This window comes from Sphaerisporangium cinnabarinum, from assembly GCF_055567015.1.
The window spans coordinates 46,692-62,228 of the sequence record NZ_JBVHRG010000005.1; the positions used below are offsets into that span (position 1 = coordinate 46,692).

Here is a 15,537-nt window from a genome sequence, read left to right on the forward strand (position 1 = left end):
AGGCCGGACGCGCCAGGACCACCTGCTCGGCGACGTGCGGGCGGCCCTCAGGAGTGCGGCACCGTCGCGGTGATGAGGGTGCCGTCCTCGCGGCGGTTGCCGGAGAGCGCGCGCAGGCTCGGACGGCCCGGCTTCACCGGTCCCTGGCCGTCGAGCGCGACGCGCGCGACCTCGCCCGGGACGACCTTCACCTGCTCGCCGCGCACGACGACCTGCGCGCCGTCGCCGGTCTCGGCGTCGAGCTCGATCGCGTCGGGCAGCACGGTGACGCGCAGCCGCGAGCCGCGCCACTGCACGCGGAAGGTGAGCGACTCCCACTCCTGGGGCAGGCGCGGGTCGAACGTGAGGTCGCCCTCGGAGTCGCGCATGCCGCCGAACCCGTACGCGAGCGCGGACCACGTGCCGCCCGCGGACGCGACGTGCACGCCGTCGGCGGCGTTGGCGTGGAGGTTCGCGAGGTCGACGTAGATCGACGACACGAAGTACTCGAGCGCGAGCTCGTGGTACCCGACCTCCGCCGCGACGATCGACTGCACGACGCCGGACAGCGTCGAGTCGCCCGTGGTCAACGGGTCGTAGTACTCGAAGTCGGCGAGCTTCTCCTCAGGGCTGAAGTGCTGCCCCTGGAGGAACAGCGCGAGCACGACGTCCGCCTGCTTGAGCACCTGGTAGCGGTAGATGACGAGCGGGTGGTAGTGCAGCAGGAGGGGCCGCTTGTCCTCGGGCGTGTGCGCGAGGTCCCAGATCTCGCGCTCGAGGAAGTGCGAGTCCTGCGGGTGGATCCCGATGCTCTCGGCGTACGGGATCGACATGTGGTCGGCGGCGCGGACCCACTCCGCGGCCTCGTACGCACCCAGCGAGAGCCGGTCCACGAGGCGCGCGTAGTCCTCGGGGTGGTCGGCCTTCATGCGCTCGACGACGTACGCCGCGGCCCGCAGGTTGAAGCGGGCCATGACGTTCGTGAAGAGGTTGTCGTTGACGACCGTCGTGTACTCGTCCGGCCCGGTGACGCCGTGGATGTGGAAGTTGTCGTCGCCGTTGGCGCGCCAGAAGCCGAGGTCCTCCCACATGCGCGCGGTCTCGACGAGGATGTCCGCGGCCTCGCGGCGCAGGAAGTCCTCGTCGCCGGTCGCGCGCACGTACTGCACGAGCGCGTAGCTGACGTCGGCGTCGATGTGGTACTGCGCGGTCCCGGCCGCGTAGTAGGCGGACGCCTCCTCGCCGTTGATCGTGCGCCAGGGGAAGAGCGCGCCCTTCTGCGACAGCTCCGCGGCGCGGCGGCGGGCGGCGTCGAGCATCTGGTAGCGGAAGCGCAGCGCGTTGCGCGCGTACCGCGGGCTCGTGTAGGTGAGGAACGGCAGGACGTAGATCTCGGTGTCCCAGAAGTAGTGCCCGCTGTACCCGGAGCCGGTGAGCCCCTTCGCGGGGACGCCGTTGCCCTCGGCCCGCGCGGTCGCCTGCGCGAGCTGGAACAGGTTCCAGCGGACGGCCTGCTGGATGCCCGGCTGGCCGGGGATCTCGACGTCGGAGCGGGCCCAGAAGTCGTCGAGCCACTCGCGCTGGAGCGCGAGCTGGGCCTCGACGCCGGACTCGCGCGCACGGTCGAGCGTGCGCCGGCAGCGGTCGACGAGCTCGCGCGGCGGGACGCCGCGCGACGTGTGGTACGCGACGAGCTTGGTCAGCCGGATCGGCCGTCCCGGCTCGGCCTGCACGCGGAACACGTGCTTCGCGAGGTCCTCGTCGGCGAGCGTGCGCACGTCCCACTCGTTCTCGGTCTCGAGCACGTGCTCGGCCGCGACCGCGAGCGTCATGCCGGAGTTGGTGCAGCGGTAGGAGAGCACGAGGCGGTCGTCGTCGCCGAACTGCGTCTGCGGCTGCAGGACGCGCCCCGTGAACTGGTTCGTCTTGCGCGGGTCGAAGCCCTCCCCGAGCGACGCGGACCGCACGTGGTACTCGTCCTGACCGTCCTGGCGGTTGAGGATCTGGGACGAGATCGCGACGGGCGCGGCGGCGTCGAGGAGCGTGACCTCGAACGTCATGACGGCGAGGTGGCGCTCGACGAACGACACCATGCGCTGCGAGCGGATCTGCACGCGCTTGCCCGACGGCGTGCGCCACAGCAGCTCGCGCCGCAGGACGCCGTCGCGCAGGTCGAGCGAGCGCTCGTAGTCGATGAGGTCCGCGACGGGCAGCAGGAGCGGCTCGTCGTCCACGTAGAGGCGGATGACCTTGGCGTCCGGGACGTTGACGATCGTCTGCCCGACGCGCGCGAAGCCGTACGCCTCCTCCGCGTGCCGGATGGGCCACGTCTCGTGGAAGCCGTTGATGAACGTGCCGTGCGAGTGGGACTCGCGGCCCTCCTCGACGTTGCCGCGCATGCCGAGGTAGCCGTTCGCGACGGCGAACAGCGTCTCGGTCACGCCGAGGTCCTCCGCGGAGAACTGCGACTCGACGAGCCGCCACGGCTCGGCCGGGAAGCGCAGGCGGTCGACGGTGCTGCGCTCGTCGGCGGTGCGGCGGATCACGCGCCTGCCTCCTCGTCGGCACGGGTGGTCTCGGCGGGGAGGGCGGCGTCGGCGGTCGCGGCGCGCGGGTGGTCGAGGACCGTCGCGTCGAGGTCACCGAGGTCGGCCACGACGACGTCGGCCCCGTGCGCGCGCAGCGCGTCCGCGCCCACGCCGCGGTCGACGCCGAGCACGAGCCCGAACCCGCCGGCCGCGCCGGCCTGCACGCCCGAGATCGCGTCCTCCACCACGACGGCCTCCCCGGCGGGCACGTCGAGCAGCTGGGCCGCGTACAGGTACGTGTCCGGTGCGGGCTTGCCGGCGACGTGCTCGCGCGCCGCGACGTTCCCGTCCACGACGACGGCGAACCGGTGCGTGAGCCCGGCCGCCGCGAGGACGGCGGGCGTGTTGCGCGACGACGACACGACGGCGACCGCGGCACCCGCCGCCGTCACGGCGTCGAGGAACCGGACCGAGCCCGGGTAGGGCGCGATGCCCTCCTCGGCGAACATGCGGTTGACGATCTCGTCCTTGCGGTTGCCGAGCGCGCACACCGTGGACTCCCCCGGCGCGTCCGTGACCTCGCCGCGTGGCAGCGTGACGCCCCGCGACGCGAGGAACGTCGCGACGCCGTCGTAGCGGGGCTTCCCGTCGATCGACGCGAAGTAGTCCGCGGCGGTGTACGGGGCCAGGCCGTGCGCGGCGCAGTAGGGCGCGAACAGCCGTTCCCAGGCGCGCATGTGGAGCTCGGCGGTCGGCGTGAGCACGCCGTCGAGGTCGAACAGCACGGCTCGCAGGACGGGCATGGAGATCCTTCGCGGTGGGGGGACGAGGGTCTGCGCCCGGTCGTTCCCGCGCCGTCCGGAGGCCGCGGGACGGCCGTCCGCACGTCGCCGTCGTGACCGTCGCGCGAGGTCAAGCGTACGCACCCGGAGCCGTGCGCGGAAAGCGCTCAGGGCGTGTCCGGGCGACGCTCAGGCGTGGGCGCGCTCGGCCAGGACGTCGGCGACGCGGCCGAGGTTCGCGAGCAGCGCGCGGTGCTCGTCGGGCGTGCCGCCGACCCCGCGACCGGGGCCGCCGCCGGACCGCGGCGCGCCGAGGAGCGTCACGTCGTCGAGCGCGGACGGCTCGAGCCCGATGCGGCGCCACGGCACGCTGACGAGGTCGGCGAGCTCGCCGAGCGCTGGCCCGGCGCACTGCGAGACCTTCGCGGGCGGCAGCGCGGCCCAGAGGCGCACGCCTCGCTCGACCGCGCGCGCGACCGTCTCCCACGACCGCTCGTCCCACGCGCCGAGCGTCAGGCCGACCGCGTCGGCGCCCGCGAGGACGACCGGCGCGACGCCCACCCAGGCGGGGCCCACGTGGACGACCGTCGACGCGGACGCGGCGCGCGCGGCGTCGAGCACCGGGCGCAGCCCGTCCACGAGGTCCGGGCCCGGGACCGCACGCAGGCGCGAGTACCCCGAGAACGTGGGCAGCACGCCCGCCCCCACCTGCGCGAGCAGCGGCTCGTCCACCTGCACGACGACGTCCGCGCCCGGGACCTGCCGGCGCACCTGCGCGACGTGCTCGGCCACGCCCGCGGCGAGCGCCTCGACGACCTCGTGCACCGCACCGCGGTCGGACAGGACGCGGTCGCCGCGCGCCAGGTAGACCTCCGCGGCGAGCGTCCACGGACCGGTGACCGTCACGGCGAGCGGCCCCGCGTACCCGGCGCCCGCGATGGCGAGCGCCTCCACGTCCTCGCGCAGGTACGCCTCCGCCCGCCGCAGGTCGGCGCCGCCGTGGTCGGCGAGCTTCCAGCCGTGCGGGCCGAGCTCGACGGGCAGCCCCGGCAGGAGCGCCGTCGTGCGGCCCGTCGCGTCGGCACCGGGCCCGCGGCCCGGGAGCTGGACGAGGAACGGCACGCCCTGCACGCCCGTCGGCACGTCGGCGAGGTCGCCGAGCACCGTGAGCTGGGCCTCGAGGACGTCCGTGCCCTCGCCGCCGGGCCACGGCCCGAGCCCGCTCACCGCGGTCATGCCGCACCCCCGCGCGCCGCCTCGCGCGGGAGACCGCGCACCTCGTCACGAACCACGTGCCGTCCACCTCTCTCCAGGAGCACACCGGAACACCGAGCCGTGCCGCGACCCCGCCGGGGTCCGGGGGCCGCGCGGCCGTCCTGCGGAAGGACCCCGCCATGGGCACGCACGAGAACAAGGCCGTCGCCGTCGCCGTGCACACGCACGCGATCCCGGGCAACCACGCCGACGCCGTCGCGGCGCTGCTCGCGCCGGGCTTCCGCAACCACGACGCCGCACCGGGCGGCGACGGGGGCGACGAGGGCCTCGTCGCGACCATGCACTGGTACGCGGACGCGTTCGAGGACCAGCGCGTCGAGGTGCTGCACGCGGTCGCGGAGGGCGACCTCGTGGCGCTGCACGTCGAGCTCAGCGCCCGGCACACGGGCTACTTCCGCGGCGTCGCGCCGACGGGCCGCCGGTTCCGCGTGCGCGAGATGCACGTGCTGCGGTTCGCCGAGGGGCGCGCGGCCGAGCACTGGTGCGTGCGCGACGAGTCGGCGCTCGTGCGGGCGCTCGCTCACCCGGCGGCCGTCGGCGTCGGCTGAGCGCCCCGTGCGCCCGGGGTACCGGGGCCGGGGGCGGTGCGGCCGGCCCGGTACGCCCGGTCGACCGTGCCCTGCCCGAGCACGCGCGTCCCGGCGTAGACGACGAGCGACTGCCCGGCCGCGACGCCCCGCAGCGGCGTGCCCGTGAGCTCGACCTCGATCGACCCGCCGGGGACGCTCCGCACGCGCGCGGGGACCGGCGCGCCGTGCGCCCGGACCTGCACCTCGACGTCGGCCGGCTCGCCCGCGGGCGGGCACGCGTCGTCGAACCAGACGGCGGACCCCGCCTCGATCCGGTCGACGCTGAGCAGCTCGGCCGGTCCGACGACCACCCGGTTGCTCGCGGGCTGGACGTCGAGCACGTACCGCGGGCGGCCGTCGGGCGCGGGTCGGTCGATGCCGAGGCCCTTGCGCTGGCCGACCGTGTAGGCGTAGGCGCCGTCGTGCTCGCCGAGCACCGCGCCGTCCGCGTCGACGATCTCCCCCGGCCGCGCGCCCAGGCGCGCGCGCAGGAAGCCCTGGGTGTCGCCGTCGGCGACGAAGCAGATGTCGTAGGAGTCCGGCTTCGCGGAGACCGACAGGCCGCGCCGCGCCGCCTCGGCGCGGACCTCGTCCTTCGAGGCGAAGCCGCCGAGCGGGAAGACCGCCCGCGCGAGCCGCTCGGGACCCATGACCGCGAGGACGTAGGACTGGTCCTTCGCCGTGTTCGGAGAGCGGTGCAGCTCGTGGACCGTGCGCGTCCCGCCCGGGGCGGACGCGTCGGGGACCTCCCGCGTCTCGACGCGCGCGTAGTGGCCCGTCGCGACGGCGTCGAACCCCAGCGCGGTCGCCTTGTCGAGCAGCGCCTCGAACTTGATGTGCTCGTTGCAGCGCACGCACGGGTTGGGCGTGCGCCCGGCCTCGTACTCGGCGAGGAAGTCGGCCACGACCGTGTCCTCGAACCGCTCGGAGAGGTCCCACACGTAGTACGGGATGCCCAGGACGTCGGCGGCACGCCGCGCGTCCCCCGCGTCCTCGATCGAGCAGCACCCGCGCGAGCCGGTGCGGAACTGGTCGCGGTCGCGCGAGAGCGCCATGTGCACGCCGACCACCTCGTGCCCGGCCTCGACCGCGAGCGCCGCGGCGACGGCCGAGTCGACGCCGCCCGACATGGCGGCGAGGACCCTCACGCGGCACCGCCCGTGCGGCGCGCGACGCGCGGGCGCGCCGGGCTCGACGCGAGGCCCGCGGCCCGGGCGCGCTCGACCGCCCGGGGCAGGGCGTCGAGGAGGCGCGCGACGTCGTCGCGCGTGGACGTGACGCCGAGCGAGAAGCGGAGCGCGCCCCGCGCGTCGGCCTCGGGCACGCCCATCGCGAGCAGGACGTGCGACGGCTGCGGCACGCCGGCCTGGCACGCCGACCCGGTCGAGGCCTGCACGCCCGCGGAGTCGAGCAGGTAGAGCAGGGAGTCGCCCTCGGCACCGGGGAAGGTGAAGTGCGCGTTGCCGGGCAGCCGGACGACGCCGTCGTGCGCGCCGGGCTCGGGTCCGCTGAGCACGGCGTCCGGGACGCGCTCGCGCACGCCCGCGACGAGCTCGTCGCGCAGCGCGGCGAGGTGCGCGGCCCGCTCGGCCCGGTGCGCGACCGCCTCGGTGACCGCGACGCCGAACGCGCGGATCGCGGGGGCGTCGAGCGTCCCGGAGCGCACGCCGCGCTCCTGGCCCCCGCCGTGCAGCACGGGCGTCAGCGGGGCGTCGCGCCGCGCGAGGAGCGCGCCGACCCCGACGGGCCCGCCGACCTTGTGGCCCGACACCGTCATCGCGTCGAGCCCGCTCGCGGCGAAGTCGACGGGCACCTGCCCGACGGCCTGCACGGCGTCGGAGTGCACCGGGATGCCGTGCGGACGCGCGAGCTGCACGACCTCCGGCACGGGCTGCAGCGTCCCCACCTCGTTGTTCGCCCACATGACGGAGATCAGGGCGATCTCGTCGGCGTGCTCCGCGATCTCGGCGCGCAGGGCGTCGAGGTCCACACGCCCCTCGGCGTCCACGGGCAGCAGGACGATCTCGGCGCCCGCGTGCTCCGCCATCCAGAACGCGGGGTCGAGCACCGCGTGGTGCTCGACGGCGGACACCACGATGCGCCGGCGGCGCGGGTCCGTGGTCCGGCGGCCCCAGAACAGCCCCTTGACCGCGAGGTTGTCGGCCTCGGTGCCGCCTGCCGTGAAGACGACCTCGCTCGGGCGGGCGCCGAGCGCGGCCGCGACCGACTCGCGCGCCTCCTCGACGGTGCGCCGCGCGGCGCGGCCCGCGGCGTGCAGCGACGACGGGTTGCCCGTGCGGGTCAGCTCGTCGACGAACGCGTCGCGCGCCGCCGGGGACAGCGGCGTCGTGGCGGCGTGGTCGAGGTAGGCCGTCACGGGGACGGGGGTCGGCCCGCCGGGCGCACCGGGGCCGACGCCGGTCACGGGGCCGGGAGCAGGGGTCACGGTCACCCAGTCTACGAACCGCGGGGCGACGCTCGCGGTCCGAGGGGTGGGCGGCGCTGGACATCCCGGTGGAAAGCGCTAGGTTGTGGGACATCTACGCCCGGCCGTCGCCGGGCGCTCGCCCGGTCGCAGGACCGCCGTCGCGCGCCACACGTCGCCGCGGGACGGGAACGTGCCGCGGGCGGGACCGCCAGCCACCGACAGGGGAAGTGGCCTCTCGATGCCCGACGACGTCGCGCCGCCCGCCGTCGAGACCACCGGGGACGTCCCGGTCGCCTCCGGCGGTCGACGCCTGCTCTGGGCCGACCTGCCGCTCGCGCTGCGCGACGAGCTGGAGGCCGTCGCCGGGGGCAGGGTCGTGCACGAGCGCTCGGTACCGGCCGGGTTCAGCCCGGGCCTCGCGTCCGTCCTCACGCTCGACGACGGCAGCCGCCTCTTCGTCAAGGCGGCCCGGACCGCCGACGAGCCCGTGGCCGCCGACCTGCACCGCGCCGAGGCGAAGGTCGCGACGCGGCTGCCGCGCGCCGTCCCCGCGCCACGCTTCGCCTGGGGGCACGGCGACGGCGACTGGGTCGCGCTCGCGTACGAGGCGGTCGACGGGCGCTCGCCCGGCACGCCGTGGGACCCGCACGAGCTCGACCGCGTGCTCGCCGCGCTCGTCCGGGTCGCGTCCGCGCCCGGGGCCCGAGCCATGCGCCTGCCGCCCACCGGCCCGGACTTCGCCGGCATGGCCACCGGCTGGCGCGCCCTGCGGGCCGACCCGGACCCCGGCCTGGCAGCGCTCGTGCCCTGGGCGGCGGCGCGCCTCGACGCGCTCGCGGAGGCCGAGCGCGGCGCGCTCGTCGCGTGCGAGGGCGAGTCGTTCGTGCACGGCGACCTGCGCGCCGACAACGTGCTGCTGACCCCGGAGAAGGTCTACCTCGTGGACTGGCCGTACGCGTCGCGCGGCGCGGCGTGGCTCGACCTGGCGATGCTCCTGCCGAGCGTCGTCATGCAGGGCGTCCGGGACGTGTGCGAGCCCGTCACGGTGAGCGCCGACCCGGCACGACGCGCGCGGGGGGGCGCCTGGGCGGCCGCGACGTTCGCCGCGCACCCGCTCGGCCAGGACGTGCACCCCACGGACCTGCGTGCCGTCGTCGCGGGGATCGCCGGGTACTTCCTGCACTCCGCGCGGCAGCCCGCGATCCCGACCATCCCCCGTCTGCGACCGTTCCAGCGCGCCCAGGGCGTCGCGGCCCTCGCGTGGCTGGAGCACCTGGGGCTCTGAGCGCGCAGGCCCCGGCGCCGTCGTGGCGCCGGGGCCCGGGCGTCAGTCCTGCCAGACCTGCACCACCGCGGGCCGCGGCCCGGCGAAGGCTCCCGGGGGCACCGGAGCCCCCGGGGTCAGGTAGTCCGGGAAGGACGACACCTGCGCGTCGAACGTCCCGTCCTCCCCGGGGTGCTGCACCGCGACGTAGACCATGCGGTCCGCCGAGTCGACGAGCGGCCCGCACGTCTCGGCGCCGCGCGGCACCGAGAGGAACTGCTCGACCCGCCCGCGCTCGCGGCCGTCGAGCGTGACCTTGAACAGGCCGTCGCACTTCTGGATCGTGCTCGGCTGGCCGTCGGTCGAGATCCACAGGTTGCCCTCGGCGTCGAACGCGAGGTTGTCCGGGCACGAGATCGGGGAGACCTTCTCCCTCGGGTAGCCCGAGAAGTAGGTGGAGGAGTTCGTCGCGGGGTCGCCCGCGACGAGGAGGAGGTTCCAGCGGAACGTCAGCGACGCGGCGTCGTCGCGGTCCTCGACGATCTCCACCACGTGCCCGTCGCGGTTCGTGCTGCGGGGGTTCGGCTCGGTCGCGCCCTCGGCTGCGCCCGGGCCGCGCGAGGTGTTGTTCGTGCACGCGACGTACACGCGGCCCGTGACGGGGTTGGGCTCGACGTCCTCGGGGCGGTCCATCTTCGTCGCCCCGACCTTGTCGGCCGCGACGCGGGTGTAGACGAGCACCTCCTCGACGCTCATGCCCGGGACGGCGCTGCGCCCGTCGACGACGAGCGGCAGCCACTCGCCGCGGCCGTCGAACGCGCCGTCGGACGGCACCGCGCCCGAGCCGTCGATCTCGGACGCCGGCGAGTCGCCGCGGAACCGCGCGACGTACAGCGAGCCCTCGGTGAGCAGCGTCTTGTTGTGGCGGCGGGCGCCCTCGCTGTTCCCCGGGCGCATCGTGCGCGAGGAGACGAACTTGTACACGTAGTCGAAGCGCTCGTCGTCGCCCATGTACGCGACCGCGTTCCCGCGGCGCGACAGGATGACATTGGCGCCCTCGTGCTTGAACCGGCCGAGCGCGGTGTGCTTCACCGGCGGCTCGGCGGGCGCGTACGGGTCGATCTCGACGATCCAGCCGAACCGGTTCGGCTCGTTCTCGTACCCGGGGTTGCGGGCGTCGAAGCGCGGGTCGTCGAGCTCCCAGCCGTACCCCGTCGCGGCGTCGCGCAGGCCGTAGCGGGCGTCGTGGCCCGTGCCCGACGTGCGGAAGTACCCGTTGTAGTTCTCCTCGCCCGAGAGCACCGTGCCCCACGGCGTGGTGCCGCCCGCGCAGTTGTTGAGCGTGCCGAGCACGCGCGTCCCCGACGGGTCGGCGACGGTCCTGACGAGGTCGGACCCCGCGACCGGCCCGGTGAGGCGGAGCTCGGTCGTCATGTGCACCCGGCGGTTGTACCGGCTGTCCGCCACGTAGTCCCACGGCGTCCCGGTCCGACGACGACGCACCTCGACGACGGACATCCCGTGCGCCGCGCGCTCGATCGCCCGGCGGGTCGGGGCGTCGTACGAGGCGTCGAACATGATGGCGGGGTTCGTGTACTCGTGGTTCGCGACGAGCAGCCCGCGCGTCCCGCGACCCGGTCCCTTGCCCGCGCCGCGGCCGCCGGCGAGGGCGTGCTGGCGCTCGAACGGCAGGATGTCGAGGTAGTCGTTGTTGTAGCCGAACTGCCGTGCCTGCTGCTCCGGGGTCTGGCGCGAGACGTCGAACGGCGCCCCGCCGCGCAGGATCGGGTCGCCCCAGCGGATCACCGGGCGCCACCGGTACCCGTCGGGGACGACGAGCGCGTCGCGCGCCGCGGGCTGGGGCGAGATCGCGCCGAACGCGAGCCCCTTCCGCGGGCGGCCACCGCCGTGCCCGCGGTGCGCCGCGACGCCCTGGGCGGCGGCGGACGGCGCGGTGACCGTCTGCGCGCCGAGCACGACGGCCGCGGCTCCCACCGCGAGCCCGCCGAGCAGCGCGCGGCGTGACAGCGCGCCGGCGACGACGTCGCGGAACGTCTCGTTCGCGCTCTCGTTGGGGACCGGGCGCGAGCACGCGTCCGCGCACTTCAGCCGGCAGGTGACGGGGCTGCGCTTGCCGCGCGCGTGCGGCGCGACGGAGAGCAGGGGGCGATGCTCGGGGGCAGGCGTGATCGTCATCGGTCGTCTCCACGGGTCGGGGGGCCTCCCCGTCACCGGGGAGTCGGCCCGACGCTAGGAACGATCGGTGACCGGCCGGTCACCGCCCGGAGGACACCGGGTGAACTCTCGGCGCCGACCGGGCGGTCAGCCCTGCGACGCGCGGTGCTCCCGCAGCACCTCGGCCGCCTGCGGCAGCACGTCCGCGAGGTCGCCCACGACCGCGAAGTCCGAGATCTCGAACAGCGGGCACTCCGGGTCGTTGTTCACCGCGACGATCACCTGCGACGCCTGCATGCCGCCACGGTGGTGCGGGGCGCCGGAGATGCCCGCGCCGATGTACACGCGCGGTGCCACGGTGACGCCCGTCTGCCCGACGAACTGGTCGTGCCAGCCCTCGTAGACCGCGTCGCGCGTCGCGCCCACGGCGGCGCCCAGCGCGTCGGCGAGCTCGACCACGGGGGCGAAGTCGCCGTTCGTGCCACGGCCCCCGGCCACGACGATCGCGGCCTCCCCGAGCGCGGGACGGCCCGCGCCCGCGGACGCGTCGACCGTGCGGGACACGACGCGCGCCGCGGTCGCCGCGGGGGTCAGCTCGACGCGCAGCGCCTCGACCTCGGTCGCGACGGCGGCGTCCGCCGGCTGGGGCACCACCGAGTTCGCGCGGAGCGTCAGCACCGCCGGGTCGGTGAGGATCTCGCTGCGCACGTCCCACGAGCCCGCGAAGACGCGCTTGTCGGCCACGAGGTGGGTGCCGTCGTCGTGCAGCGCGGACGCGTCGACGACGAGGCCGGCCCCCGTGAGGAACGCGAGGCGCGCCGCGGCCTCCTTGTTCGGGAACGACGACGTCAGCAGGACGGCGTCGGCGTGCGACGCGCGCGCGGCCGCCGCGAGGACCTCCGCGACGACGGGCGTCAGGTGCAGCGCGTCGCCGGTGACGACCTCGCCGCCGGACGACGGCTCGGCCTGGCGCACGAGCGCGACGCCGTGCGCGCCGAGCTGGGCGAGGACGCCGACGCTCGGCGCCTCGAGCGCGACGGCCTCCACGCGCCCCAGCGCGCGGCCGAGGGTGATCAGCTCCAGCACGGGCGACCGCAGCTCGGTGGCTGCGGAGTCGAGGAGGACGAGGACGGTACGGGCCCCGGGGGTGCTCATGTGCGGACGCCTCTCAGACCAGGTCGTTGCGGATGAGGAACTCGGCGAGGGCGCGGCCGCCCTCGCCCTTGTCGACGACGATCTCCGCGTCGGGGCGCGGCGGCCGCGGCGACGCGTCGAGCACGCGCGTGCGGGCGCCCGCGTCGCCGACGAGCGCCGCGTCGACGCCGAGGTCGGCGAGGCTCCACGCCTCCACGGGGCGCGTGCGCGCCGCCATGATGAGCTTGAAGTTCGGCATGCGCGGGTCGTTCGCGTGGTCGGTCACCGACACGACGGCGGGGAGCGGCGCCTCGAGGACCTCCTCGACGCCGTCGAGCTCGCGCGTGACGCGGGCGGTGCGTGCGCCCGGCTCGCCCTCGACCTCGAGCCTCCCGGCGAGCGTGAGCTGCGGCAGCCCGAGCTCGGCCGACAGGAGCGCCGGGACGACGGATCCCAGCCCGTCGAGCGCGGCCATGCCCGTCACGACGACGTCCACCGGGGCCTCGTCGGCGAGGCGGCGCACCGCGGCGGCGAGGACGCGTGCGGTGCCGAAGTAGTCCGAGCCCGCGATCGCGTCGTCGCTCACCCGAACCCCGCGGTCGGCGCCGAGCTGGTAGGAGCGGCGCACGGCGCCGTCGGCGTCCGGCCCGGCGACGGTGAGCACGACCACCTCGCTGGTCTCGCGCTCCTCCTCCGGCAGCGCCTCCTTGAGGCGCAGCGCGGCCTCGACCGCGTTCTCGTCGAGCTCGTTGAGCGTGCCCTCGTCGGCCCGGCGCACCACGCGGCCGTCCTCGAAGCCCCGGTCGGCGTGGATGTCCGGGACGTACTTCACGGCGACGACGATCCGCATCGGCTGCTCTCCCTGTGCGCTGGGCGGTCGGCCGGAGAGGTACCCGGCCCGCTCCGCCGAAGCCTACCGGCGGGCGACCGGAGGAGCCGGTGACACCCGCCACAATGGACGGGTGCACGAGCCGTCGCCCGACCCGAGACCCGTCCCGCCGACCGCCCCCGGGAGCGTCGACCGGCACGCCCTCGTCCCACCGCTCGGGGTCCGCCTCGCCGGCGACGGCGTCGACGTCGCCGTGCTCGCGTCGCACGCGACCGCCGTCGAGCTGTGCCTCGTGGACGTGGTGGACGCGGCGCTCCCCGCGCACGACCCGGCGCGCTACCGCGAGCGCCGGGTCCCGCTCGCCGGCCCCGCCTACGGCGTGTGGCACGGCCACGTCCCGGGCGTCGGTGCCGGCCAGCGGTACGGCTTCCGCGTCCACGGGACGTGGGACCCGGCCGCCGGCCTGCGGCACAACCCCGCGAAGCTGCTCGTCGACCCGTACGCCCGGGGCCTCGCCGGCGAACTCGTGGACGACCCGGCGATCCGCGGCCAGGTCGGCGACGACCCGTACGGCCCGCCCGACCCGCGCGACTCGCTGCCGTTCGTGCCTCACGCCGTCGTGGTCGCCGAGCCGACCGGGACGCTCGCTCCCCGCCCGCGCGTCCCGTGGCGCGACACCGTGGTCTACGAGGCGCACGTGCGCGGGCTCACGCAGCGTCTGGAGGCGCTGCCCGAGCACCTGCGCGGCACGTACGCGGGCGTCGCGCACCCGGTGACGATCGAGCACCTGCAAAGCCTGGGGGTCACGAGCGTCGAGCTGCTCCCGGTGCACGCCAACGTGCCGGAACCACACCTCCTGGCGAGCGGCCGCACCAACTACTGGGGCTACTCGACCCTCGGGTTCTTCGCGCCCCACGCCGCGTACGCCACGCGCGCCGCGCAGGAGGCCGGGCCGGGCGCCGTCCTCGACGAGGTGCGCGGCATGGTGCACCTGCTGCACGAGGCGGGGATCGAGGTGCTGCTCGACGTCGTGCACAACCACACGTGCGAGGGCGGGGCCGACGGGTACCACCTGTCGTGGCGCGGCCTCGACAACGCCGGGTACTACCTGCACGACGGCGGCTCCCCCGCACGTCTCGCGGACGTCACCGGGACGGGCAACTCGCTCGACTTCCGGCGGCCGGCGGTCGTGCGGGCGGCGCTCGACTCGCTGCGGTACTGGGCCGAGGTCGTCGGGGTCGACGGGTTCCGGTTCGACCTCGCCGTCACGCTCGGCCGGGGCCCCACCGGGTTCGACCCGGACCACCCGTTCCTCGTCGCGCTCCAGACGGACCCGGTGCTGTGCGGGCTCAAGCTCGTCGCCGAGCCCTGGGACGTGGGCCCCGGCGGGTGGCGCACCGGGCAGTTCCCGCCGCCGCTCGCCGAGTGGAACGACCGCTTCCGCGACGCCGTCCGCCAGTTCTGGCTCGCGGACGCGCGCGAGGCGTCGCACGGGCGGCCGGGCCACGGCGTGCGGGACCTCGCGACGCGCCTCGCGGGCTCGGCCGACCTGTTCGGCCGCTCGGACCCGCCGCTCGTGCGCGGCCCCGTCGCGTCCGTGAGCTACGTGACCGCGCACGACGGCTTCACGCTCGCCGACCTCGTCGCGTACGACCACAAGCACAACCTCGCGAACGGCGAGGACAACCGCGACGGGACCGACGACAACCGGTCCTGGAACCACGGGCTCGAGGGCCCGGTCGCGCCCGACGCCACCACGGGCCGAGGGCTCGCCGGCCCCGGCGTCGAGATCGCCCCGCTCCGCCGCCGCTCGATCCGCAACCTGCTCGCGACGCTCGTGCTCGCCGCGGGCACCCCGATGATCACCGCGGGCGACGAGATGGGCCGCACCCAGCGCGGCAACAACAACGCCTACGTGCAGGACGACGAGACGTCGTGGGTCTCGTGGGACCTGTCCCCGTGGCGCAAGGACCTGCTCGCGACCGCCCGCCACCTCCTCGCCCTGCGGCGCGAGCACGCCGCGCTGCGCCCCGACGCGTTCTTCACCGGCCGCCCGCGCCCCGCGGCGCCGGACGGCTCCGGCGGCGCGGCCGCCGGCACGGCGGCGGGCGGGGCGGCCGGCACGGGGGCCGGTACGGCGCCCGACGGCGGCCACGGCCCCGGCCCGACGGCCGTGCCCGACCTGGCGTGGTTCGATGCCGCCGGCGGACCGCTGGACCACGGGGCGTGGCACGACCCGGGCGTCCGGACGCTCCAGATGCTGCGGACCGCCCCGGAGCCCGGCGACGCCGACGTGCTCGTCGTGCTCACCGGGGCGCTCGACCCGGTCGACGTGACCCTCCCGGGTCTGCGGGCCGACGCGGCCGGCGAGCCCGAGCGCTGGGAGCTCGCGTGGGACTCGGACTGGGAGCACCCGGACGACCCGGACCGCGCCGCGGGCGAGAGCGCCGCCCGCCCGGGCGACGTCGTCGGGCTCGAGGCGCTGAGCCTGCGCGTGTATGTCTCCCCCACCCCGCCGAGGCAGACGCCCGGCCCCGCGAGGTAGAGCCGAGGTCCCCGAGGAAGAGCCCAGGT

General features: G+C 76.0%; 11 protein-coding genes. 3 read left to right on the forward strand and 8 right to left on the reverse strand.

The window, feature by feature from the left end:
* Positions 1–47 precede the first annotated feature (47 nt).
* From ACZ4MO_RS08970 to ACZ4MO_RS08980, 3 genes are all read right to left on the reverse strand, one after another.
* Positions 48–2,525 (reverse strand): glycosyl hydrolase family 65 domain-containing protein, encoded by a 2,478-nt coding sequence (locus tag ACZ4MO_RS08970; RefSeq protein ID WP_114553122.1) that lies wholly within the window; start codon positions 2,523–2,525, stop codon positions 48–50.
* On the reverse strand, positions 2,522–3,310 hold the full coding sequence (locus tag ACZ4MO_RS08975) for a beta-phosphoglucomutase family hydrolase (RefSeq protein ID WP_114553121.1): 789 nt from the start codon (positions 3,308–3,310) through the stop codon (positions 2,522–2,524). The genes ACZ4MO_RS08970 and ACZ4MO_RS08975 overlap by 4 nt, the downstream gene beginning before the upstream one ends.
* 168 nt (positions 3,311–3,478) lie before the next feature.
* Positions 3,479–4,525 carry a uroporphyrinogen decarboxylase/cobalamine-independent methonine synthase family protein gene (locus tag ACZ4MO_RS08980; protein WP_175009961.1) on the reverse strand — a complete coding sequence of 349 codons (1,047 nt, stop codon included), beginning with the start codon at positions 4,523–4,525 and terminating at the stop codon, positions 3,479–3,481.
* A gap of 158 nt (positions 4,526–4,683) precedes the next feature.
* On the opposite strand from ACZ4MO_RS08980, the gene ACZ4MO_RS08985 reads away from it, so the two are divergent.
* The gene (locus tag ACZ4MO_RS08985) at positions 4,684–5,112 is read left to right on the forward strand and encodes an ester cyclase (RefSeq protein WP_175009962.1); all 429 of its coding nucleotides are present in this window, start codon (positions 4,684–4,686) and stop codon (positions 5,110–5,112) included.
* Here ACZ4MO_RS08985 and mnmA read toward each other — a convergent pair.
* Positions 5,085–6,281: a tRNA 2-thiouridine(34) synthase MnmA gene (gene mnmA / locus ACZ4MO_RS08990; RefSeq protein ID WP_175009963.1), complete on the reverse strand. Its 1,197-nt coding sequence runs from the start codon at positions 6,279–6,281 to the stop codon at positions 5,085–5,087. The genes ACZ4MO_RS08985 and mnmA overlap by 28 nt on opposite strands.
* A complete protein-coding gene (locus tag ACZ4MO_RS08995) occupies positions 6,278–7,510 on the reverse strand; it encodes an aminotransferase class V-fold PLP-dependent enzyme (protein ID WP_175009981.1) in 1,233 nt (410 codons plus the stop codon). The genes mnmA and ACZ4MO_RS08995 overlap by 4 nt, the downstream gene beginning before the upstream one ends.
* Positions 7,511–7,799: 289 nt before the next feature.
* Between ACZ4MO_RS08995 and ACZ4MO_RS09000 the strand changes: the two genes are divergently transcribed.
* Positions 7,800–8,846 carry a phosphotransferase gene (locus ACZ4MO_RS09000; RefSeq protein ID WP_175009964.1) on the forward strand — a complete coding sequence of 349 codons (1,047 nt, stop codon included), beginning with the start codon at positions 7,800–7,802 and terminating at the stop codon, positions 8,844–8,846.
* A 42-nt stretch (positions 8,847–8,888) separates the two neighbouring features.
* Here the strand turns inward: ACZ4MO_RS09000 and ACZ4MO_RS09005 are convergent, their stop codons facing one another.
* The 3 genes from ACZ4MO_RS09005 to ACZ4MO_RS09015 form a co-directional block, all read right to left on the reverse strand.
* Entirely contained in the window at positions 8,889–11,021 is a 2,133-nt protein-coding gene (locus ACZ4MO_RS09005; RefSeq protein WP_175009965.1) for an alkaline phosphatase PhoX, read from the reverse strand.
* A gap of 126 nt (positions 11,022–11,147) precedes the next feature.
* Entirely contained in the window at positions 11,148–12,155 is a 1,008-nt protein-coding gene (locus ACZ4MO_RS09010) for an FAD-binding protein (RefSeq protein ID WP_175009966.1), read from the reverse strand.
* 13 nt (positions 12,156–12,168) lie between these two features.
* Entirely contained in the window at positions 12,169–12,984 is an 816-nt protein-coding gene (locus ACZ4MO_RS09015) for an electron transfer flavoprotein subunit beta/FixA family protein (protein WP_175009967.1), read from the reverse strand.
* Positions 12,985–13,096: 112 nt separating this feature from the next.
* On the opposite strand from ACZ4MO_RS09015, the gene glgX reads away from it, so the two are divergent.
* A complete protein-coding gene (glgX, locus tag ACZ4MO_RS09020) occupies positions 13,097–15,508 on the forward strand; it encodes a glycogen debranching protein GlgX (protein WP_255437381.1) in 2,412 nt (803 codons plus the stop codon).
* The last annotated feature ends 29 nt before the right edge of the window (positions 15,509–15,537 follow it).

Coding starts and splice junctions, on each gene's coding strand:
- ACZ4MO_RS08975 (WP_114553121.1), bottom strand. CDS start 3,310: ATGCCCGTCCTGCGAGCCGTGCTGTTCGACCTCGACGGCGTGCTCACG.
- ACZ4MO_RS08980 (WP_175009961.1), bottom strand. CDS start 4,525: ATGACCGCGGTGAGCGGGCTCGGGCCGTGGCCCGGCGGCGAGGGCACG.
- ACZ4MO_RS08985 (WP_175009962.1), top strand. CDS start 4,684: ATGGGCACGCACGAGAACAAGGCCGTCGCCGTCGCCGTGCACACGCAC.
- ACZ4MO_RS09000 (WP_175009964.1), top strand. CDS start 7,800: ATGCCCGACGACGTCGCGCCGCCCGCCGTCGAGACCACCGGGGACGTC.
- ACZ4MO_RS09005 (WP_175009965.1), bottom strand. CDS start 11,021: ATGACGATCACGCCTGCCCCCGAGCATCGCCCCCTGCTCTCCGTCGCG.
- ACZ4MO_RS09010 (WP_175009966.1), bottom strand. CDS start 12,155: ATGAGCACCCCCGGGGCCCGTACCGTCCTCGTCCTCCTCGACTCCGCA.
- ACZ4MO_RS09015 (WP_175009967.1), bottom strand. CDS start 12,984: ATGCGGATCGTCGTCGCCGTGAAGTACGTCCCGGACATCCACGCCGAC.